The sequence below is a fragment of the Pseudomonas wadenswilerensis genome (assembly GCF_900497695.1).
Taxonomy (GTDB): Bacteria; Pseudomonadota; Gammaproteobacteria; order Pseudomonadales; family Pseudomonadaceae; genus Aquipseudomonas; species Aquipseudomonas wadenswilerensis.
Genome location: NZ_UIDD01000001.1, coordinates 500,358 through 520,030 on the forward strand (window position 1 = coordinate 500,358; position 19,673 = coordinate 520,030).

Consider the following 19,673-nt stretch of genomic DNA (forward strand, 5'->3'; position numbering starts at 1 on the left):
TATACACTGCTCGTAATTGTCCTGATCGAAGGTGTGGCATGAGTACGTCCGAGAAAATCGCCGAGTCGGCGCTGCAACTGTTCTACCGCCAGGGTTACCACGGCACCGGGGTCGAGCAGTTGAGCCAGGAGGCCGGGGTAACCAAGAAGACCCTGTACCGGCATTTCCCCAGCAAGGAGCTGTTGATCGAGGCAGCACTGGAGCGGCGCGATCACGATTTCATGGCGCGCCTGGAAAGCGCTCTGGCGGCCGTTGAGGCAAAAGCGCGGCCGTTGGCCTATATCGACTTTATTGAGGCCTGGGCGCGCTCTGAAGACTTCCACGGTTGTGCCTTCATCAACGCGTCAGCCGAATACGCCGGGTCGGCCGAACCGCCCCATGTGCTGGCCAGGTTGCACAAGCACAAGGTCATGGCCGCACTTGAACAGGCCTGCCGGGAGGCTGGGTGCAAGCAGCCGGCTGCGGCGGGGCAGCTGTTTCTGATCGGCGAGGGGTTGATCGTGGCGTCGCAGGTCGGCGGGGTGCAGGTGCCGCTGTTCGAGGCGGCGCGGTCGATGGTGGCTGCGCTGGCCTAGCGCAGCATCCCGCAGATCTGATTGCCTTCGTAACCATGGATGATCGGCGCGAGGATCATCATCGGGCCGCAGGCGTACATGGGCGAGCTGATGGTCTGCCTGGCGTTGAACAGCACGACCTGGTCGCCATCGATGTCCGGGCCGTAGGCCACTTCGCTGTAGGTCCTGCACACCGGCAGTAGCAAAGGCACCGGCACGACCACTGCCCAGAGGGTGACGCCGCACCATTCGCGGGTGACGTCGGATTTCTCCGATTTGCTGACCTTGGGGGTGATGTTCTTCAGGCGCAGGATGCGATGGGCCGAGGTGGGATAGGTCTGTTTTTCCGGCAGCACGACGGTGGCGCCGACACAGCCGGTCAGGCTCAGAAGTATGGCGACGATAACGGCAATCGATTTCATCCCTGGCTCCGATGTGCTCGCGGCATTTCCGTGCGCGAGAAAGCCTGCGTTCGCTGATAAATCGCAGGCATGAAAAAAGCCCCAAGGAATCACTTCGCTTGGGGCTTTTCGGTATTAGTGGTGCCCAGAGACGGAATCGAACCGCCGACACGGGGATTTTCAATCCCCTGCTCTACCGACTGAGCTATCTGGGCAACGGGGCGCATTAAAAGGGTTTTTCGGATTTACGTCAACGACTTTTTGAAAATTTTTTAAATTAATTCCGTCGCTTACGATTTTCCGGGGTTATTCGCTAGGTGGAACGTAGCCTTCGGCCTTCTCGTAATCCTGACCGGAGAAGAACTTGTCCATCTCGCCCTGGAGGAATTTGCGGTCCTCGGCGTTCATCATGTTCAGGCGCTTCTCGTTGATCAGCATGGTCTGCTCTTTCTGCCAGTCGGCCCAGGCTTGCTGCGAGATGTTCTCGAAGATGTCCTGGCCCTTGGCGCCCGGGTAGGGGGCACGATCCAGGCCTGGCATTTCTTTATGGTACTTGCGGCACATTACGGTGCGGGTCATCGCGACTCTCCTGTAAGCAATACGTCGGCCGCGCGTTTAAGCAGTTTTTTCACCGGGGCGGCAAGGCCCAGGCGCGGCGGGGTGGCGAGGTTATACCAGAGCCAGTCGGCCTCGGCCACGTGGTCGGTGGCGGTATCGACGCGCACCAGCCAGGGTTCGATGGTCAGCTGGAAATGGCTGAAGGTGTGGGTCAGGCCGTCCAGCGCCTGGCTGCCGGCCAGGCTCAGGCCGTGCTGGTCGGCCAGGTCGTCGATCTGTTCGAGGTTGTCCAGCTCCGGCAGGCTCCACAGCCCGCCCCAGAGGCCGCTGGAAGGCCGCCGGTAAAGCAGGATGGCGCCTTCGTGGTTGGCCAGCAGCGGCATCAGCGTGCGCTTTTGTGGCAGCTCCTTGCGCGGCTTGGGCACCGGGTAGCGGATCTCCTGGCCGAGCAGGTGCGCCTCGCAACCGACCTTGAGCGGGCACAGCAGGCAACTGGGCTTGCTGCGGGTGCACAGGGTGGCGCCCAGGTCCATCATCGCCTGGGTGTAGTGATTTACCCGGCTGTGCGGGGTATAGCGCTCGGCGTTGGCCCATAGCATCTTGGCCACTTTCGGCTCGCCGGGGTAACCCTCTTGCGCGGTATAGCGGGCCAGCACGCGCTTGACGTTGCCGTCGAGGATCGGCGCACGCAGGCCCATGCTGATGCTGGCAATGGCGCCGGCGGTGGACAGGCCAATGCCCGGCAGGTCGGTGAGCTTCTCGACATCGCGGGGGAACTCGCCACCGTATTGCTCGACGACGATCTTCGCGGTCTTTTGCAGGTTGCGCGCCCGGGTGTAGTAACCCAGGCCCGTCCACAGGTGCAGCACTTCGTCCTCGGGGGCTTCGGCCAGGGCCTGGACCGTCGGCAGCGCCTGCATGAAACGGTCGAAGTAGTTGAGCACGGTGCTCACCTGGGTCTGCTGCAGCATGATCTCCGAAACCCACACCCGATACGGGGTGATGCCCTGTTGCCAGGGCAGGTCGTGGCGGCCGTTACGGTCGTACCACTCCAGCACGGCGCTGGAAAACTGCTCGGGGCTCATCGCTTGAACAACCCCTTGAGCGCGTCCTTGAGCTCCGGGCTGACCTTGTCACCGAGCTTCTCGTCGATCTTCTCGCTGAGTTTTTCGCTGACCTTGTCGCCGGCAAGCTTGGCCGCGACCTTGCCCAGGCCGTCTTTATCCAGGCGGCAGGCCTTGGCACCCAGCTCCAGCGGGCCACGGCAGCGCAGCGGCAGTTCGAGGCCGACATAGCGCTCGCCCACCTGGCAGGCCGGGTCGGGCATATCGCGCTTGTCGCCTTCGACGATCACGCCAATGCGGTAGTCCATGCCCAGCACGCGCAGGTCGAGGTCGCCCTGGCCGTTGACGGTCAGGCCGGGAATCCGTGCCTTGAGGTCAGGGTTGCTGGCTACGCCGTTACGCATTACCAGGCTGCCCTTGAGCTCCTGGAACGGGGTGTCCTTGCCGCGTGGTTCGCCGCTCAGCGTCTTGCGGTTGAGGGTGGCGATGGCCTGGCACAGCTGCTGCTCGAGGTTGGCGTTGACCAGGATGCCGTCGTTGATGACGAAGCTGGCGTTGCCGTTGAGCGTGTCGACCAGGGCCTTCTGGCTGTTGCCGGTGGCGGTCAGGTCGCTGTTCAGGGTCAGCAGGCCCTTGACCGGTGCAGTGCTGGTTTCGCTCTTAATGAAGTGCTCGACCGGTACCCGGTTGATGCGGGTGTTGAGGCCGATCTGCGGCACTGCCGGACGCACGTCGAGGGTGCCCTTGCTTTCGAAGTCGCCGTTGTACAGGCCACCGCGCAGGGTTTCCAGAGTGATCAGGCCACCCTGGCCCTGGGCCTTGAGGTGGGCGTTTGCGATCGGTAGCTTGTCCAGGGTCAACTGAGCAAAAGTCAGATCGGCTTGCAGGTCGACTTTGCGCAGGCGATCAACCGGCAGCAGCTTGTCGTTGCTCCAGGCCACCTGGGTTGGCGCGTCGGGCAGCGGCGTGGTGCCGGCACCGGCCAGGGCGCCAGCTTCTTTGCTCTGCACTTCGGCCTGGCGCGCGGCCTTGGCGCCTTTGGCCGCATCGCTCTTGGCCAGCAGGTAGCGGTCGGCGTCGAACTTGTCGGCCTTGAGCTGCACGCGCAGGGCTTGCTTGGCGAAGTCTTCGACGGCCAGGCGACCGCTGAAGGTGCTGTCGTCGAGTTTAATCGCCAGGTCTTCCAGGGCCAGGCTGTTCGGTGTGCCTTGCAAACGGGTGACCAGCTCGACTTTGCTCAGGGTGCTGGGGTCGGCCGAAACCGGCAGCGGGTGGCCGATGCTGTCGAGGAAGTTGCGCAGGTCGAACTGGGCAATCGACAGGCCGCCGCTCAGCTGTGGCGTTTTGTCGAGGTCGCGCAGGTTCAGCTCGCCAAGGGCGCGCAACTGGTTGGCCGAGAGCTTGAGGCCGTTCCATTCGGCGACGTTGGCTGCCAGATCAACCAGCAACTGGCCCTGGGCGGCGAAGGTCATGGTCTTGCCTTGCAGCGGTTCGCCCGAGGCTTCGCCGCTGAGCTTCATGTCTTCGAACTGGTAGCGCTTGAGCCGCCGATCGAAGCGCAGTTCGCCGTTAAGCTCGGTGCGCGCCTTGATCACCGGCTGGCCGGAGCTGAGGAAGGCGGTCATCTTCAGCGGGATGTTCACCCCTTCATGCACCGCGCCGGTGCTCAGCTGGATGCTTTCGGCGCCGAAGCTCTGGCCGCTGCGGGCATCGTTGTACTGCACGCGGGCGTTATTGACGGTCAGGCTGTCGATGTCGAGCTTGATCGGGCGCTCGCTGGCGCTGTCGGTGCTGGCTTGTGCGGCGGCGTCGGCAGGCGTGGTGCCGGCGCCTTCGGCCGGGGCCGGGGTAGCGGCAGGCAGGGGCTTGCCGATGTCTTCCCAGTTGCCGTGGCCTTTTTCGTCGCGGCTCAGGGTCAGGTTCAGGCCCTCGACGCGCACGTCGCTCATCTGCACTTCACGGCGCAGCAAGGGCAGCACGCGTACCGACAGGCCGAGCATCTGCAGGTCGGCAAACGGCACTTTCGGGTTGTTCAGGGTGGCGATGCTGGCTTCATGCAGCTCAAGGCCCAGCCACGGGAACAGGCTCCAGCCGATGTCGCCATTGAGCGTCAGCTCGACGTGGGCCTTGTCGCGTGCCAGCTGGCGAATCTCGTCTTTGTAGTCGTTGGGATCGAAGAGGTGGGTCAGGGCGAAGCCCAGAGCCACAATGATCAGCAACAACCCGAGAAGCACCAGCCCCAGGATTTTGCCGAACGCTTTCATGGGCGAGTCCTTGTAGTCCGATTTCTAAATTCAGCCGCAGAGTATAGCGCTGCGGTTATCACCGCTGGGTGATATGGGGCGAAGGTTTAGTCCTGCAAAGGTGTCGGATTCGACAGCAGAGGGCCTGACAGTTCCTTGCCGGGGAGATCAGTTGTTGAACAAACGACGGTATCAGTTTGCGCTCAGTGGCCACGGCAAATGCTACTCTCTCGCCGCTCTCAGGCCCTGCTGCGGCTATTTGTCGCGCAAAAGGGCCGTTCGCCAATAAAAACGACCAGTTGCCAGAGGGCCAAGGTCGAGGGCGGTGAGCGCTTCATACCTACGAGGGGAACACAACAATGAGCAGCAGCATCACGGCCGGCGCCATAGCGAGCGCGCCCGGTTTCCTGTCCAAGGAGCGGATCATCGCCCGTCCGGGCTTCAACCGGTGGCTGGTGCCGCCAGCGGCCCTGGCCATTCACCTGTGCATCGGCATGGCCTACGGTTTTTCGGTGTTCTGGTTGCCGCTGTCGCAGGCCATCGGTATCAGTGCGCCGGTTGTCTGCTCGGAAGAAACCAACTTCCTGATGCGCATGTTTACCACCGGGTGTGACTGGCCGATCTCGATGCTCAGCTGGATCTACACGTTGTTCTTCGTCTTCCTCGGCTGTTCGGCGGCCATCTGGGGCGGCTGGCTGGAACACGCCGGGCCGCGCAAGGCCGGGGTGGTGTCGACCCTGTGCTGGTGCGGCGGCCTGTTGATTTCCGCTCTCGGCGTCTATACCCACCAGCTGTGGCTGATGTGGCTGGGCTCCGGGGTGATTGGCGGTATCGGCCTGGGGCTTGGTTACATTTCGCCGGTCTCGACCCTGATCAAGTGGTTCCCGGACAAACGCGGCATGGCCACCGGCATGGCGATCATGGGCTTTGGCGGCGGCGCCATGGTCGGTGCGCCGCTGGCGGCAGCCTTGATGAACCACTTTGCCACTCCCGGCGACGTCGGCGTCTGGCAGAGCTTCGTGGTGATGGCGCTGATCTACTTCGTGTTCATGCTCGGCGGCGCCCTGGCCTATCGCGTGCCGCCCACCGGCTGGAAACCTGGAGGCTGGTCCGCACCGCTGAAAAAAGCCAACAACGCGATGATCACTCATCGTCATGTGCACGTCAGTGTGGCATGGAAAACTCCGCAGTTTGTGCTGATCTGGCTGGTTTTGTGCCTGAACGTGTCGGCGGGTATCGGCATTCTCGGCATGGCCTCGCCGCTGTTGCAGGAAGTCTTTGCCGGCAAGTTGCTGGGCAATGACCTGGGCTTCAGTCAGCTCAACACTGCGCAACTGGGCCAGATCGCGGCGATTGCAGCAGGTTTTACCGGCTTGCTCAGCCTGTTCAACATTGGCGGGCGCTTCTTCTGGGCGTCGTTCTCCGACTATATCGGGCGCAAGAACACCTATTTCGCCTTCTTCGCCTTGGGCGTGGCCCTGTATGCGCTGGTGCCGAACATGGGCCATCTGGGCAACATCGCCCTGTTCGTGGCGGCGTTCTGCATCATCCTGTCGATGTATGGCGGTGGCTTTGCGACGGTGCCGGCGTACCTGGCCGACCTGTTCGGCACGCAGATGGTCGGCGCCATTCACGGTCGCCTGCTGACCGCCTGGGCCGCAGCCGGGGTGCTGGGGCCGGTGCTGATCACCTACCTGCGCGAGTACCAGCTGGAACTGGGCGTGCCGCGGGCGGCGGCCTATGACATCACCCTGTACATCCTCGCCGGGCTGCTGGTGCTGGGCTTTGTCTGCAATGCGCTGGTACGGCCGGTGGCCGACAAGTACTTCATGACCGATGCCGAGCTTGCTGCCGAGCGGGCCCTGAGCCATGACCAGGGCAGCGCCAGCGAGCGCGCGCTGGAGTGGCAGGCTGATCCGGCCAGCAGGCCGCTGGTGCTGGCGGCCTGGCTGGTGGTCGTGGTGCCGCTGGCCTGGGGGATCTGGGTGACGCTGCAGAAGACGGCGGTGTTGTTCAATTAGGCCTGCTGCGCAGGCCATCGCCGGCAAGGCCGGCTCCCACAAGATCTTCATGCACTGACCCTTGTGGGAGCTGACTTTGCCAGCGATGGGCCGCACAGCGGCCCGACTAAATTCCCTGCCACGCGTCATCTGCGTTTCAAGCCGGGCGCTTCTGGGCCTATAATGATCACCTTTTTCGCCCAATGATTTTGCGGAGCTGGTGATGGTCGAACGTAAGGCTTCCGTCGAGCGCAATACTCTGGAGACCCAGATCAAGGCCTCGATCAACCTGGATGGCAGCGGCAAGGCCCGATTCGATATCGGTGTGCCTTTCCTTGAACATATGCTCGACCAGATCGCCCGACATGGGCTGATCGACCTCGATATCGAGTGCAAGGGCGACCTGCATATCGACGATCACCATACCGTCGAAGACGTCGGTATCACCCTGGGCCAGGCCTTCAACCAGGCCATCGGCGACAAGAAGGGCATCCGCCGCTACGGCCATGCCTACGTGCCGCTGGACGAAGCGCTGTCGCGGGTGGTCATCGACTTCTCCGGCCGCCCGGGCCTGCAGATGCACGTACCGTATACCCGCGCGTCGGTCGGTGGCTTCGATGTCGACCTGTTCCAGGAGTTCTTCCAGGGCTTCGTCAACCACGCCAACGTCACCCTGCACATCGACAACCTGCGTGGGCACAACACCCACCACCAGATCGAGACCGTGTTCAAGGCCTTCGGCCGCGCGCTGCGCATGGCCATCGAGCTGGATGAGCGCATGGCCGGGCAGATGCCATCGACCAAGGGTTGCCTGTAATGCAGACGGTTGCCGTTATCGACTATGGCATGGGTAACCTGCACTCGGTGGCCAAGGCCCTCGAGCACGTAGGCGCCGGCAAGGTCCTGATCACCAGCGACGCCGACGTGATTCGCGAAGCGGATCGCGTGGTGTTCCCGGGCGTCGGCGCGATCCGCGATTGCATGGCTGAAATCCGCCGCCTGGGCTTCGACAGCCTGGTGCGTGAAGTCAGTCAGGACCGTCCGTTCCTTGGCATCTGCGTTGGCATGCAAGCCTTGCTCGATCACAGCGAAGAGAACGACGGCGTCGACTGCATCGGCCTGTTCCCGGGCAATGTGCGCTTCTTCGGCAAAGACCTGCACGAAGACGGCGAGCACCTGAAGGTGCCGCACATGGGCTGGAACGAAGTCGTCCAGAGCATCGACCACCCGCTGTGGCACAACATCCCCGAGCGTGCGCGCTTCTACTTCGTGCACAGCTACTACATCACCGCCGGCAAGCCGGGCCAGGTGGTGGGTAGCGGTCACTACGGCGTCGACTTTGCCGCAGCGCTGGCCGAAGGCTCGCGCTTTGCCGTGCAGTTCCACCCGGAGAAGAGCCATACCCATGGCCTGCAGCTGCTGCAGAACTTCGCCGCCTGGGACGGGCGCTGGTAATGGGCAAGTCCAGGGCCAAGCCGCCGATCCTCACACTGGCGCCGGAACAGGAACGCGAAGCGCTCGATACCCTCAAGCGCTTTCTCGAAGACCGTTTCGAGCTGCAACTGGGGTCGTTCGAGGTGGCCGAGGTCCTGGAGCTGTTCACCAAAGAGATTGCCCCGCACTACTACAACAGGGCGATTTTCGATGTGCAGAACCACCTCAAGGAACGGTTCGAAAGCATTGAAAGCGACCTGTGGGCGCTCGAGAAGAACTGACTTTTCGAGCATCACTGTTTACCGAATAGACAGGTTTTGCAGATGCTGATTATCCCCGCTATCGATCTCAAGGACGGTGCTTGCGTACGCCTGCGCCAGGGCCGCATGGAAGACTCCACGGTATTCTCCGACGACCCGGTCAGCATGGCCGCCAAATGGGTTGAAGGGGGCTGCCGCCGGCTGCATCTGGTTGACCTCAACGGCGCCTTCGAAGGCCAGCCGGTCAACGGTGAAGTGGTCACCGCGATTGCCCAGCGCTACCCGACCCTGCCGATCCAGATCGGTGGCGGCATCCGTTCGCTGGAAACCATCGAGCACTACGTCAAGGCCGGCGTCAGCTACGTGATCATCGGTACCAAGGCGGTCAAGGAGCCAGAGTTCGTTGCCGAAGCCTGCCGCGCCTTCCCGGGCAAAGTGATCGTGGGCCTGGATGCCAAAGACGGCTTCGTCGCCACCGACGGCTGGGCTGAAGTCAGCTCGGTGCAGGTCATCGACCTGGCCAAGCGTTTCGAAGCCGACGGCGTCTCGGCCATCGTCTACACCGACATCGCCAAAGACGGCATGATGCAGGGCTGCAACGTGCCGTTCACCGCAGCTCTGGCCGCTGCCACCAAGATCCCGGTAATCGCCTCCGGCGGTATCCACAACCTCGGTGACATCAAGGCCCTGCTCGACGCCAAGGCGCCGGGCATTATCGGTGCGATCACCGGCCGCGCCATCTACGAAGGCACCCTGGATGTCGCCGAGGCGCAAGCCTTCTGCGACAGCTACAAAGGCTGAGGATTCCCACATGGCACTGGCCAAGCGCATCATCCCTTGCCTGGACGTCGACAACGGCCGGGTGGTCAAGGGCGTCAAGTTCGAGAACATCCGCGATGCCGGCGACCCGGTGGAAATCGCCCGGCGCTACGATGAACAGGGTGCTGACGAGATTACTTTCCTCGACATCACCGCCAGCGTCGATGGCCGTGACACCACCCTGCATACCGTCGAGCGCATGGCCAGCCAGGTGTTTATCCCGCTGACCGTAGGCGGCGGCGTGCGTAGCGTGCAGGACATCCGCAACCTGCTCAATGCCGGTGCCGACAAGGTCTCGATCAACACCGCCGCGGTGTTCAACCCGGAGTTCGTTGGCGAAGCTGCCGCGCACTTCGGTTCGCAGTGCATCGTGGTAGCCATTGATGCCAAGAAGGTCTCAGGCCCGGGTGAAACCCCGCGCTGGGAGATCTTCACCCACGGCGGACGCAAGCCTACCGGCCTGGACGCAGTGGAGTGGGCGAAGAAGATGGAAGGCCTGGGGGCCGGCGAGATCCTGCTGACCAGCATGGACCAGGACGGCATGAAGAATGGCTTTGACCTGGGTGTAACCCGGGCCATCAGCGATGCCTTGGGTATTCCGGTGATTGCTTCCGGAGGTGTGGGCAACCTGCAGCACCTGGCCGACGGAATTATCGAAGGTCATGCCAGCGCAGTGCTGGCGGCGAGTATCTTCCACTTCGGTGAGTACACGGTGCCTGAGGCCAAGGCGTTCATGGCCAGGCAGGGTATCGTCGTTCGCTGAGGCTTTGTGGGAGCCGGCGTTGCCGGCGATGCTATCAGCGCTGTGTCCTGTGCACCGCGTCGTCTGCATCGCTGGCAACGCCAGCTCCCACAAGTGCCCCGCGATAGCGTTCAACCCAGGTTCTTGCCCAGCAGCGCGTGGTACAGCTCGCTGTCACCGAGAATCCCCACCACGGTATTGCCTTCCTGAAGCACCAGCTTGTTGCCGGTCTGGTAACGGATCTGCAGGGCTTCGCGCATGCCGATTTTGGCATCGACCAGGGTCGGTTTGCGGCCCAGGCCTTCCACGGCTTGACCCGGTGCCCAGTTCTGCAGGTCCATGCCGTTGGCACCCTGGCGCGCACCCTTGATGGTGTTGCCTTCGGCCAGGTCGAGCCAGGAATCACCGCCCGGGTCCAGGCACACCGAACCGTTGATGCGCTTGCACTTGTCCAGGGTGCGCATCAGGCTGCGGCCGCACAGCACGTTGAGCGGGTTAGTGTGGGCGACGAAGGTGCGCACGTAATCGTCGGCCGGGTTGAGGACGATCTCTTCCGGCTTGCTGTACTGGATGATCTTGCCGTCTTTCATGATCGCAATGCGGCTGCCGAGCTTCAGTGCCTCGTCCAGGTCGTGGCTGACGAAGACGATGGTCTTGTTCAGCTTGCGTTGCAGTTCCAGCAGCTCGTCCTGCAGGCCTTGCCGGATCAGCGGGTCGAGGGCCGAGAAGGGTTCGTCCATCAGCAGGATGTCGGCATCCATGGCCAGCGCCCGGGCCAGGCCGACCCGTTGCTGCATGCCGCCTGACAACTCGTCAGGCTTCTTGTTGCGCCACTGGGTCAGGCCCACCAGCTCGAGTTTCTCGTCGACCAGCTTGCGCCGTTCCTTCTCTGGGCGGCCCTGCATTTCCAGGCCGAAGCTGATGTTCTCGCGCACCGTCAACCAGGGCATCAGGGCGAACTTCTGGAACACCATGGCGATGCGCTTGGTGCGCATCATCTTCAGTTCCACCGGGGTGCAGTGGGCGATGTCGATATGCGAGCCTTCATGCTCGACGAACAGCTTGCCGCGGCTGACGGTGTTGAGGCCGTTGATGCAACGCAGCAGGCTGGATTTGCCTGAACCGGACAGGCCCATCAATACGCAGATCTCGCCCTTGTTGATGTCCAGGTTGGCTTTTTCGACCCCGACCACCAGGCCGGTCTGCTTCAGGATCTGTTCGCGTGAAAGGCCCTGATCGAGCAGGCTCAGGGCCTCGCGCGGTCGGCTGGAGAAGATAACGTCTACGTCTTCGAAGCGAATAATGCTCATGCTTCACTCCTTACCGGCGCGTCGGGTTGTTTGCAGATACGGTCGAGCATGATCGCCAGCAACACGATCGCCAGACCCGCTTCGAAGCCCAGAGCGATATCGGCAGTGTTCAATGCGTTGACCACGGGTTTGCCCAGGCCATCGGCACCCACCAGCGCGGCAATCACCACCATCGACAGCGACAGCATGATGCATTGGGTGACGCCGGCGGCGATGCTCGGCATGGCGTGGGGCAGTTCGATGCGCGACAGCAGCTGGCGGCGTGAGCAGCCGAAGGCCTTGCCGGCGTCGAGCAGTTCCTGGGGTACATCACAGATACCCAGGTAGGTCAGGCGGATTGGCGCGGCGATGGCGAACACCACCGTCGAGATCAGTCCGGGGACCACCCCCAGACCGAACAGGGTCAGGGTCGGGATCAGGTAAACGAAGGTAGGTACCGTCTGCATCAGGTCGAGGACCGGGCGCATGGCGGTGTAGAACATCGGTTTGTGTGCGGCGAGGATGCCCAGCGGCACGCCGATGGCCACGCAGACCAGGGTGGCAAACAGCACCTGGGCCAGGGTCTCCATGGTCTCCTGCCAGTAGCCGAGGTTGAGGATCAGCAGGAATGACAGTACGCAGAATGCGGTCAGCGCCCATTTGCGCTGGATCAGGTGCGCGATCACTGCAACCAGGCCGATCAGGACGAAGGGATTGAACCAGGTCAGTGCCCCGGTCACGCCATGAATCATATATTCCAGTGCTGCCGCGAAGGCATCGAAGTAGTTGGCGCCGTGTTGCGTCAACCATTCAACGAAGCCTGCGATGTACTGGCCCAGAGGGAGTTTTTCATCGATCAGCATGATAGCGAGCGTCCACCTGCAAAAGTTTGAAGACAGCCTGCGGCGGGGCCAGCCCGCCGCAGGCAGTGCTTACTGCGTGAGTTTGGCTTTGGCTGCCTCCAGGCCAGGCTTGCCGTCAACGGTGGTAACCCCGGCCAGCCAGGTGTCGAGCACCTGCGGGTTCTTCTTCAGCCAGGCCTTGGCTGCAGCGTCGGGTTTCATCTTGTCGTCCAGGACGTTGCCCATCAGGGTGCTTTCCATGTCGAGGGTAAAGGACAGGTTCTTCAGCAACTGGCCGACGTTGCTGCATTCCTGCACATAGCCCTTGCGGGTGTTGGTGAGGACGGTGGCCTTGCCATATTCGGGGCCGAAGAAGTCATCGCCGCCGTCCAGGTACTTCATCTTGAAGCGGGTGTTCATCGGGTGCGGTTCCCAGCCCAGGAATACCACGGCGGTGTCGCGGCGCTGGGCACGCTCCACTTGCGAGAGCATGCCGGCCTCGCTGGACTCGACCACCTTGAAGCCGGCGTCCTTGAGGCCGAAGGCGTTCTTGTCGATCATGCTCTGGATGGTGCGGTTGCCGTCGTTACCCGGCTCGATGCCGTAGATCTTGCCGTCCAGTTCCTTCTTGAACTTGGCAATGTCGGCGAAGTTCTTCAGGCCCTTGTCATACAGCGCCTGGGGCACGGCCAGGGTGTACTTGGCGTTCTCCAGGTTGGCCCGTACGGTTTCCACGGTGCCGGCATCACGGTACTGCTTGATGTCGTTTTCCATGGTCGGCATCCAGTTGCCGAGGAACACGTCCATGTTCTTGCCATCGGCCAGCGACTTGTAGGTCACCGGTACCGAAATCATCGTGGTCTTGGTCTTGTAGCCCAGCGACTGGAGCACGACGCTGGTGACCGCGGTGGTCACGGTGATGTCGGTCCAGCCGACATCGGAGAAGTTGACGGTCTGGCACTGCTCGGGCTCGGCGGCCTGGGCCAGCACCGGCAGACTCAGCACTGCGGCCAGCAATAGCGAGGGTGAACCTTTCATTCGATGGACTCCTGGGTTTTTTTCTCGGATGTCCCACGGGACCGCCGTGCTTTATGGTTTGCATTCGGTCGGGCCTGACTATCGGGCGATAGCGGGACGGCTGCCGTGCAATCGAGTCGATACCGATCATCTAACAGCGAAAATCAAACGCCTACAGGGTGCGTCGTATCCAGTACAGACAGGGTCGCATCCAGTGTCGATGAGGTCGTTTACAGCTTTATCCCACCCTGTAAACGCAGTTTCGGCACCTCTGCACCGCAAAAAAACGGCGCACAAGCGCGGCTGACAGCTGGCGGCGTTGCTGGGCAAGAACGCGTCGGTTGCAGACGTCAGAGGTCCTGGCAAAAGCCTGATGATGCGCGGAATCGGCGGATTGCCGCCTAATCAGCGTAGCAGTTGCGGCGCCCTTGGCTTGGGCTGCGGGGCTGCACATTCAGGCTGTACATTCAGGAGGTAGGTGGCATGGCCATCAGTGTGTTCGACCTGTTCAAGATCGGCGTTGGCCCATCCAGTTCCCATACCGTCGGGCCCATGCGCGCCGCAGCACTGTTCGTCCAGGGCCTGCGCGAGCGCGGCGAGCTTGCGCAGGTGCGGCGCATCGAAGTACGCCTGTACGGCTCGCTGTCGGCCACCGGTATTGGCCATGGCAGCGACAACGCGGTGATCATGGGTCTGATGGGTGAATGGCCGGACGCCATCGACCCCTCGCAGATTGGCCCACGCATCAGCGCCCTGCGCGAAACAGACACCTTGCTGCTCGACGGCCGGTTCGAGGTCGGCTTCGTCTGGGCCCGCGACATGCTGCTGCTCGACGAGAACCTGCCGTATCACCCCAACGCCATGACCCTGACCGCCGAAGGCGCCGCTGGCGAGCTGCACCGCGATACCTATTACTCGGTGGGCGGCGGCTTTGTCGTCGATGCAGCCCAGGCTGCCAGCGGCGTGCTGGACGCCGACAACACCGTGTTGCCCTACGATTTCAACAGTGCCGTGGAACTGCTTGAGTTGTGCAAGCAAAACGACCTGCGGGTGTCGCAATTGATGCTGGAAAACGAAAAGGTCTGGCGCAGCGAGGCAGAGATTCGCGCCGGGCTTTTGAAGCTGTGGCATGCCATGCAGGCCTGTGTCGAAAACGGCCTCAAGTACGAAGGCGTCCTGCCTGGCGGGCTCAATGTGAAACGCCGCGCGGCCAAGTTGCACCGCAGCCTGCAGGAGCTGAACAAGCCCAACGTGATCGGCTCGACCCTGAGCGCCATGGAGTGGGTCAACCTCTATGCCCTGGCGGTCAACGAAGAGAACGCCGCCGGCGGGCGCATGGTCACCGCGCCGACCAATGGCGCGGCGGGGATCATTCCGGCGGTGCTGCACTATTACATGCGTTTTAGCGACGAAGTCAGCGAGGCCAATGTCGTCGACTTCTTCCTCGGTGCTGCAGCGGTGGGCATCCTGTGCAAGAAGAACGCTTCGATCTCCGGTGCCGAAGTCGGTTGCCAGGGTGAAGTCGGTTCGGCCTGTGCCATGGCTGCGGCCGGTCTTGCCGAAGTGCTCGGGGCCACCCCTGGGCAACTGGAAAACGCCGCCGAGATTGGTCTTGAGCACAACCTCGGGCTGACCTGCGACCCGGTCGGCGGGCTGGTGCAGGTGCCGTGCATCGAGCGCAATGCGATTGCCGCGGTCAAGGCGATCAATGCGGCGCAGATGGCCCTGCGCGGTGATGGCGAGCATTTCATCTCCCTCGACCGGGTGATCCGCACCATGCGCGATACCGGCGCCGACATGCACGACAAGTACAAGGAAACTTCGCGCGGTGGCCTGGCGGTCAGCGCCATTGAATGTTGATGAGGTGGCCTGCGCCGTTTTCGTTCGCCCTTGGCCTGCGCGCTGCCTTTTGGCGCGCTGGCCCATCTCACCTCAAGTAACCCGCTGTTACCCCGGCGCCTGACGCCTTGGGTGACAGTTGCCCATGTCGTTTCTGGGCATCCTTCACACAAGTGCTACCGAATTGCTCACGCGTCCTACAGGCCGGCACTAGGTCGGTCGTTTGCGTTTATAAGCGTGCCTGGGAACAAGGGCTGTATAGACGCTGCGCGACGTCGTTTTTGGGTTTTATTGAATGGCCATTCAATTTCAGGCATGGCAATTGCGTTGTGATTGGCAAAGCCCCTGCATCCGAATCGGGGCCGTGACAAAAAAGCCCGTGCCTGCCTGAGGCACAACCTGCATTGTGTGAGGAGATACCGCGATGACGTCGTACAACTCCGGGACCCCAACCCAGAACCGCACGCCCCAATCCATCGGCTTTCTGCTGCTGGACAATTTCACGCTGATTTCCCTGGCTTCCGCTGTTGAGCCGCTGCGCATGGCCAACCAGCTGTCCGGCCGCGAGCTGTACCGCTGGAGCACCTTGAGCGTGGACGGCGGCCAGGTGTGGGCCAGCGACGGCTTGCAGATCACCCCCGATGCAGCAATGCACAAGGCACCGGCCATGGACACCGTGATTGTCTGCGGCGGCATTGGCATCCAGCGCACCGTGACCCGCGAGCACGTCACCTGGCTGCAAAGCCAGGCGCGTCAGTCCCGTCGCCTGGGTGCGGTGTGCACCGGCAGCTGGGCCCTGGCCTGTGCCGGTCTGCTCGATGGCTTCGATTGCAGCGTGCACTGGGAATGCCTGGCGGCGATGCAGGAAGCCTTCCCGCGGGTGAGCATGAGTACCCGTTTGTTCACCCTCGACCGTAACCGCTTCACCAGCTCTGGCGGTACTGCGCCGCTGGACATGATGCTGCACCTGATCAGCCGTGATCATGGCCGCGAGCTGTCGGCGGCGATCTCCGAGATGTTCGTCTACGAGCGCATCCGCAACGAACAGGATCACCAGCGCGTGCCGCTCAAGCACATGCTTGGCACCAACCAGCCGAAGCTGCAGGAAATCGTCGCGCTGATGGAGGCCAACCTGGAAGAGCCGATCGATCTGGACGAACTTGCGGTTTATGTGGCGGTGTCGCGACGCCAGCTCGAGCGCCTGTTCCAGAAGTACCTGCACTGCTCGCCATCGCGCTACTACCTGAAGCTGCGCCTGATTCGCGCCCGGCAATTGCTCAAGCAGACGCCGATGTCGATCATCGAAGTGGCTTCGGTGTGCGGCTTTGTCTCTACGCCGCATTTCTCCAAGTGCTACCGCGAGTACTTCGGTATTCCGCCGCGTGACGAGCGTGTGGGCTCCAACACTGCGCAGCAGGTGGCGATGATGCCGATCCCGCAGGCGCTGGTGCTGTCGCCGCTGGCCGGTCCGATGTCGGCATTGAGCCAGGCGCGTAACGAGTCGACGTTTGCCAGTGTGAGGCTCTGATTCCGAGCTGAATCAATCGCTGGCAAGCCAGCTCCCACAGGTCCGGTGCATGCCGATCCTGTGGGAGCTGGCTTGCCAGCGATGGGGTCAGCCGCGATTGCTGTTGAACTGCGCCAACGCCGGCAACAGCTGCTTTTCGATGGCCTGGCGCACGGCGGGCAGAATGGTCGCATTGCCTCTGTACATCTGCTCGACCATGCCCTTTAACGCTTTGGCCCGGGGCTCATTCAAACCGCGCACTGCACAGTCGCAGGCCTGCTCGGCACTGGCATCTGTCGGCATCTCGAAACCCAGCGCGCGCAGCTGGCCCAGCAGGTCGTCCTGATCAATCAAATCCGCATGCATCATGGCTGTTGTCCTTGTTTGCAGGTGTGATCTTCTTCGATTCTGTGGGCGCCGAGGCACTGCGGCAAGGGCAGATTGTCGCAATGGCCGCTTTACCTAAGCACAGGTCGTTTTCGGGCAAATCGACGGGGAGGGGAGGCTGCACACTGGGGCCATGCACAGAAAAGGAAGGTTTGGTCACCCTCCGCTTGAAGCATGTTCATGCTCGCTCTTGGCCCCGGTTGCTTCACGGCTTGCCGGGGTTATTTTTTGCCTTTGGATCGGTGCTGGATTCATCGCTGGCAAGCCAGCTCCCACAGGGATCACCGCCGCTTCTGTGGGAGCTGGCTTGCCAGCGATAGGGCGATTACGTTGGCAACCCGATCACCCGGCCAACAAACTCGGCCGCCGGCAGATCAACCTGCTCATCCACGATCCCCTGCAACCGCTCCATCACCCCGGGCGCAAACGGCGCCGACCTTGGTCCCGCCAGGTCCACATGCAACAGCATCTGCTCACTGGCCGCCAACGCCTCGTCAAAGCCTTCGCGATGCAGGCTGTGATACAGGTGCAGGCGCTTGCGGTCGAAGCCGATGATCTGGGTCTGCACCCACACCTGGGTACCGAGCTTCACTTCGTGCAGGTAGTTGAGGTGGCACTCCAGGGTGAACAGCGAGTTGCCGCTGGCGCTGCGGTTGTCGCTGTCCAGGCCGATGCGATCCATGAAGGCGTCGGTGGCGTAGCTGAAGATCAGCAGGTAGAAGGCATCGCGCAGATGCCCGTTGTAGTCGACCCAGTCCGCCTGGACCGGGGTCTGGTAGGTGATCAATGCGGGCATCGCTGTACTCCGGTCAGTCGCTGAAGGCCATGCCGTGCTTGGCCTTGGTGGTTTTTACCGCATCCAGCACGGCCAGCAGGCAATCATCGCGATAGCGCTCCAGCGAGCTGATGCTGCGTTCGCCCAGTTGTTCGCTGGTGCCCTCGACCACGGCGTCGATCAGCCCGTCGGTCAGTTGCGGTGCTGGCAGGTAAGTCCAGGGCAGTTGCAGCGCCGGGCCGAACTGGGCCATGAAGTGGCGCATGCCGGCATCGCCACCGGCCAGGGTATAGGTAAGGAAGGTGCCCATGAACGACCAGCGCAAACCCGCACCGAAACGAATGGCGTCGTCGATTTCACCGGTGGTTGCCACGCCGTCGTTGACCAGGTGCAGAGCCTCGCGCCAGAGCGCTTCGAGCAGGCGGTCGGCGATAAAGCCGGGCACTTCCTTGCGCACGTGCAAGGGGCGCATGCCGAGGCTGGTGTAGACGGTTTTTGCCGCTTCGATTGCCTCGGGCGCGGTCTTGTTGCTGCCGACGATTTCCACCAGCGGCAGCAGGTACACCGGGTTGAACGGGTGGCCGACCACGCAGCGCTCGGGATGGGTCGAGGACTCGTAGAATTCGCTGGGCAACAGCCCCGAAGTGCTGGAACCGATCAGCGCGTTGGGCTTGGCCGCAGCGCTGATCTTGCTGTGCAGGTCAAGCTTGAGGTCCAGGCGCTCGGGTGCGCTTTCCTGGATGAAATCGGCATCGCGCACGCATTCCTCGATAGTTGCCACAAAGCGCAGGCGCTCCTGTGATGCGCCGGGCGCCAGGCCCTGTTTCTCCAGGGCTGGCCAGGCGTTGGCGATACGCTTGCGCAAGGCCGCTTCGGCGCCGGGAGCCGGGTCCCAGGCTACCACGTCCAGGCCATGGGCCAGGGCGCGGGCCACCCAGCCGCTGCCGATTACGCCGCTGCCCAGGGCTGCAAAGGTCTTGATCTCGGTGATAAAGCTCATCGGTTTCTCCAGCAATCAGCGACGGGTCAGGTTCATTTTGGCGCGGCCTTCGGCAGGGGTGAGTACCCGTGCGCCGAGGCGGCTTAGAATCTCGCTGGCGCGCTCGACCAACTGGCCATTGCTGGCCAGCACGCCCTTGTCCAGGTACAGGTTGTCTTCCAGGCCGACCCGCACGTTGCCGCCCAGCAGCACCGCTTGTGCGGCCATCGGCATCTGCATGCGGCCGATGCCGAAGCCGGCCCAGGTCACGCCCGCTGGCAGGTTGTCGACCATGGCTTTCATGGTGGTGGTATCGGCCGGGGCGCCCCAGGGAATGCCCAGGCACAGCTGGAACAATGGGTCGTCGAGCAGGCCTTCCTTGATCATCTGTTTGGCAAACCACAGGTGACCGGTGTCGAAGATTTCCAGCTCGGCTTTGACCCCGAGTTCAGTGATGCGCTTGGCGCCAGCGCGTAGTTGCGCCGGGGTCGAGACGTAGATGCTGTTGCCGTCACCGAAGTTGAGGGTGCCGCAGTCCAGGGTGCAGATTTCCGGCAGCAGCGCCTCGACGTGGGCCAGGCGCTCCAGCGGGCCGATCAGGTCGGTGCCGGTACCAAATTCCAGTGGGGTCTCGCCCGGGCCGATCTCCAGGTCGCCGCCCATGCCGGCGGTGAGGTTGACGATGATGTCGACGTCCGCTTCGCGGATGCGCTCCATCACTTCCCGGTACAAGGCGACGTCGCGGCTGAAGCGGCCGGTTTGTGGATCACGGACGTGACAGTGGACGACTGTTGCGCCGGCTTTGGCGGCCTCTACCGCGGCTTCGGCGATCTGTTTCGGGGTCACCGGGACCAGGTGGCTCTTGCTGGCGGTGTCGCCGGCGCCGGTCAGGGCGCAGGTGATGATGACGTCGTGGTTCATGTGCGGTTTCCTTCGGGCGAGTTGGGGCCGTCGCGGGGTAAG

The 19,673-nt window shown here is 62.6% G+C and carries 20 protein-coding genes and 1 tRNA gene; 9 read left to right on the plus strand and 12 right to left on the minus strand.

Translation table 11 applies throughout. The annotated features are described in order from the left end of the window. Positions 1–38 precede the first annotated feature (38 nt). On the plus strand, positions 39–575 hold the full coding sequence (locus tag CCOS864_RS02420; RefSeq protein WP_038998288.1) for a TetR/AcrR family transcriptional regulator: 537 nt from the start codon (positions 39–41) through the stop codon (positions 573–575). Here the strand turns inward: CCOS864_RS02420 and CCOS864_RS02425 are convergent. The 5 genes from CCOS864_RS02425 to CCOS864_RS02445 all read right to left on the minus strand — a co-directional run bounded on the left by CCOS864_RS02425 (position 572) and on the right by CCOS864_RS02445 (position 4,841). After that, positions 572–976, minus strand: coding sequence for a hypothetical protein (locus CCOS864_RS02425; RefSeq protein WP_115084907.1), 405 nt, complete (start codon positions 974–976; stop codon positions 572–574). The two genes, CCOS864_RS02420 and CCOS864_RS02425, sit on opposite strands and share 4 nt — an antisense overlap. Positions 977–1,094: 118 nt before the next feature. Next, positions 1,095–1,170, minus strand: a tRNA-Phe gene (locus tag CCOS864_RS02430). Positions 1,171–1,261: 91 nt separating this feature from the next. Further along, positions 1,262–1,534: an oxidative damage protection protein gene (locus CCOS864_RS02435; RefSeq protein WP_115084908.1), complete on the minus strand. Its 273-nt coding sequence runs from the start codon at positions 1,532–1,534 to the stop codon at positions 1,262–1,264. Next, complete coding sequence (gene mutY / locus CCOS864_RS02440; protein WP_115084909.1) at positions 1,531–2,598, minus strand: A/G-specific adenine glycosylase; 1,068 nt, start codon at positions 2,596–2,598, stop codon at positions 1,531–1,533. The genes CCOS864_RS02435 and mutY overlap by 4 nt, the downstream gene beginning before the upstream one ends. Then, positions 2,595–4,841: an AsmA family protein gene (locus tag CCOS864_RS02445; protein ID WP_115084910.1), complete on the minus strand. Its 2,247-nt coding sequence runs from the start codon at positions 4,839–4,841 to the stop codon at positions 2,595–2,597. Before CCOS864_RS02445 ends, mutY begins: the two co-directional genes overlap by 4 nt. Positions 4,842–5,179: 338 nt before the next feature. Here CCOS864_RS02445 and CCOS864_RS02450 point away from each other — a divergent pair, with 338 nt between their 5' ends. The 6 genes from CCOS864_RS02450 (at position 5,180) to hisF (ending at position 10,096) form a co-directional block, all read left to right on the plus strand. Continuing rightward, complete coding sequence (locus CCOS864_RS02450) at positions 5,180–6,841, plus strand: OFA family MFS transporter (RefSeq protein ID WP_115084911.1); 1,662 nt, start codon at positions 5,180–5,182, stop codon at positions 6,839–6,841. A 202-nt stretch (positions 6,842–7,043) separates the two neighbouring features. Then, positions 7,044–7,637, plus strand: coding sequence for an imidazoleglycerol-phosphate dehydratase HisB (hisB, locus tag CCOS864_RS02455; protein WP_028942262.1), 594 nt, complete (start codon positions 7,044–7,046; stop codon positions 7,635–7,637). Then, entirely contained in the window at positions 7,637–8,275 is a 639-nt protein-coding gene (gene hisH, locus CCOS864_RS02460; protein ID WP_115084912.1) for an imidazole glycerol phosphate synthase subunit HisH, read from the plus strand. Before hisB ends, hisH begins: the two co-directional genes overlap by 1 nt. After that, on the plus strand, positions 8,275–8,535 hold the full coding sequence (locus CCOS864_RS02465; protein ID WP_010221322.1) for a DUF2164 domain-containing protein: 261 nt from the start codon (positions 8,275–8,277) through the stop codon (positions 8,533–8,535). The genes hisH and CCOS864_RS02465 overlap by 1 nt, the downstream gene beginning before the upstream one ends. 42 nt (positions 8,536–8,577) lie before the next feature. Further along, positions 8,578–9,315: a 1-(5-phosphoribosyl)-5-[(5-phosphoribosylamino)methylideneamino]imidazole-4-carboxamide isomerase gene (hisA, locus tag CCOS864_RS02470; RefSeq protein WP_115084913.1), complete on the plus strand. Its 738-nt coding sequence runs from the start codon at positions 8,578–8,580 to the stop codon at positions 9,313–9,315. 10 nt (positions 9,316–9,325) lie between these two features. Beyond that, the gene (gene hisF / locus CCOS864_RS02475) at positions 9,326–10,096 is read left to right on the plus strand and encodes an imidazole glycerol phosphate synthase subunit HisF (protein ID WP_115084914.1); all 771 of its coding nucleotides are present in this window, start codon (positions 9,326–9,328) and stop codon (positions 10,094–10,096) included. A 110-nt stretch (positions 10,097–10,206) separates the two neighbouring features. Here the strand turns inward: hisF and choV are convergent, their stop codons facing one another. From choV to CCOS864_RS02490, 3 genes are all read right to left on the minus strand, one after another. Further along, positions 10,207–11,385 carry a choline ABC transporter ATP-binding protein gene (choV, locus tag CCOS864_RS02480; protein ID WP_115084915.1) on the minus strand — a complete coding sequence of 393 codons (1,179 nt, stop codon included), beginning with the start codon at positions 11,383–11,385 and terminating at the stop codon, positions 10,207–10,209. Next, complete coding sequence (choW, locus tag CCOS864_RS02485; protein ID WP_177414816.1) at positions 11,382–12,230, minus strand: choline ABC transporter permease subunit; 849 nt, start codon at positions 12,228–12,230, stop codon at positions 11,382–11,384. Before choW ends, choV begins: the two co-directional genes overlap by 4 nt. 66 nt (positions 12,231–12,296) lie before the next feature. Further along, positions 12,297–13,244, minus strand: a complete 948-nt coding sequence (locus CCOS864_RS02490; RefSeq protein ID WP_115084917.1) for a choline ABC transporter substrate-binding protein — start codon at positions 13,242–13,244, stop codon at positions 12,297–12,299. Between the two features lie 462 nt (positions 13,245–13,706). Between CCOS864_RS02490 and CCOS864_RS02495 the strand changes: the two genes are divergently transcribed. Both CCOS864_RS02495 and gbdR read left to right on the plus strand, forming a co-directional pair. Next, on the plus strand, positions 13,707–15,083 hold the full coding sequence (locus CCOS864_RS02495; RefSeq protein ID WP_115084918.1) for an L-serine ammonia-lyase: 1,377 nt from the start codon (positions 13,707–13,709) through the stop codon (positions 15,081–15,083). 403 nt (positions 15,084–15,486) lie between these two features. Further along, positions 15,487–16,590, plus strand: a complete 1,104-nt coding sequence (gene gbdR, locus CCOS864_RS02500) for a choline metabolism transcriptional regulator GbdR (RefSeq protein WP_028942254.1) — start codon at positions 15,487–15,489, stop codon at positions 16,588–16,590. Positions 16,591–16,677: 87 nt separating this feature from the next. Here the strand turns inward: gbdR and CCOS864_RS02505 are convergent, their stop codons facing one another. The 4 genes from CCOS864_RS02505 to cdhC form a co-directional block, all read right to left on the minus strand. Beyond that, positions 16,678–16,938, minus strand: a complete 261-nt coding sequence (locus tag CCOS864_RS02505) for a hypothetical protein (RefSeq protein WP_115084919.1) — start codon at positions 16,936–16,938, stop codon at positions 16,678–16,680. Between the two features lie 343 nt (positions 16,939–17,281). After that, positions 17,282–17,752 carry a thioesterase family protein gene (locus tag CCOS864_RS02510; RefSeq protein WP_115084920.1) on the minus strand — a complete coding sequence of 157 codons (471 nt, stop codon included), beginning with the start codon at positions 17,750–17,752 and terminating at the stop codon, positions 17,282–17,284. A gap of 13 nt (positions 17,753–17,765) precedes the next feature. Then, positions 17,766–18,731, minus strand: a complete 966-nt coding sequence (locus CCOS864_RS02515) for an L-carnitine dehydrogenase (RefSeq protein ID WP_115084921.1) — start codon at positions 18,729–18,731, stop codon at positions 17,766–17,768. A gap of 15 nt (positions 18,732–18,746) precedes the next feature. Beyond that, positions 18,747–19,631, minus strand: a complete 885-nt coding sequence (gene cdhC / locus CCOS864_RS02520; RefSeq protein WP_115084922.1) for a 3-dehydrocarnitine:acetyl-CoA trimethylamine transferase CdhC — start codon at positions 19,629–19,631, stop codon at positions 18,747–18,749. Positions 19,632–19,673 lie beyond the last annotated feature (42 nt).

Excerpts from the sequence above, each read along its gene's own strand:
- mutY (WP_115084909.1), bottom strand. The coding sequence starts at position 2,598 with ATGAGCCCCGAGCAGTTTTCCAGCGCCGTGCTGGAGTGGTACGACCGT.
- hisF (WP_115084914.1), top strand. The coding sequence starts at position 9,326 with ATGGCACTGGCCAAGCGCATCATCCCTTGCCTGGACGTCGACAACGGC.
- CCOS864_RS02435 (WP_115084908.1), bottom strand. The coding sequence starts at position 1,534 with ATGACCCGCACCGTAATGTGCCGCAAGTACCATAAAGAAATGCCAGGC.
- CCOS864_RS02515 (WP_115084921.1), bottom strand. The coding sequence starts at position 18,731 with ATGAGCTTTATCACCGAGATCAAGACCTTTGCAGCCCTGGGCAGCGGC.
- CCOS864_RS02445 (WP_115084910.1), bottom strand. The coding sequence starts at position 4,841 with ATGAAAGCGTTCGGCAAAATCCTGGGGCTGGTGCTTCTCGGGTTGTTG.
- CCOS864_RS02425 (WP_115084907.1), bottom strand. The coding sequence starts at position 976 with ATGAAATCGATTGCCGTTATCGTCGCCATACTTCTGAGCCTGACCGGC.
- hisB (WP_028942262.1), top strand. The coding sequence starts at position 7,044 with ATGGTCGAACGTAAGGCTTCCGTCGAGCGCAATACTCTGGAGACCCAG.
- CCOS864_RS02495 (WP_115084918.1), top strand. The coding sequence starts at position 13,707 with ATGGCCATCAGTGTGTTCGACCTGTTCAAGATCGGCGTTGGCCCATCC.
- CCOS864_RS02490 (WP_115084917.1), bottom strand. The coding sequence starts at position 13,244 with ATGAAAGGTTCACCCTCGCTATTGCTGGCCGCAGTGCTGAGTCTGCCG.
- cdhC (WP_115084922.1), bottom strand. The coding sequence starts at position 19,631 with ATGAACCACGACGTCATCATCACCTGCGCCCTGACCGGCGCCGGCGAC.
- gbdR (WP_028942254.1), top strand. The coding sequence starts at position 15,487 with ATGACGTCGTACAACTCCGGGACCCCAACCCAGAACCGCACGCCCCAA.
- CCOS864_RS02450 (WP_115084911.1), top strand. The coding sequence starts at position 5,180 with ATGAGCAGCAGCATCACGGCCGGCGCCATAGCGAGCGCGCCCGGTTTC.
- choV (WP_115084915.1), bottom strand. The coding sequence starts at position 11,385 with ATGAGCATTATTCGCTTCGAAGACGTAGACGTTATCTTCTCCAGCCGA.
- CCOS864_RS02465 (WP_010221322.1), top strand. The coding sequence starts at position 8,275 with ATGGGCAAGTCCAGGGCCAAGCCGCCGATCCTCACACTGGCGCCGGAA.
- CCOS864_RS02420 (WP_038998288.1), top strand. The coding sequence starts at position 39 with ATGAGTACGTCCGAGAAAATCGCCGAGTCGGCGCTGCAACTGTTCTAC.
- hisA (WP_115084913.1), top strand. The coding sequence starts at position 8,578 with ATGCTGATTATCCCCGCTATCGATCTCAAGGACGGTGCTTGCGTACGC.
- CCOS864_RS02505 (WP_115084919.1), bottom strand. The coding sequence starts at position 16,938 with ATGATGCATGCGGATTTGATTGATCAGGACGACCTGCTGGGCCAGCTG.
- CCOS864_RS02510 (WP_115084920.1), bottom strand. The coding sequence starts at position 17,752 with ATGCCCGCATTGATCACCTACCAGACCCCGGTCCAGGCGGACTGGGTC.
- hisH (WP_115084912.1), top strand. The coding sequence starts at position 7,637 with ATGCAGACGGTTGCCGTTATCGACTATGGCATGGGTAACCTGCACTCG.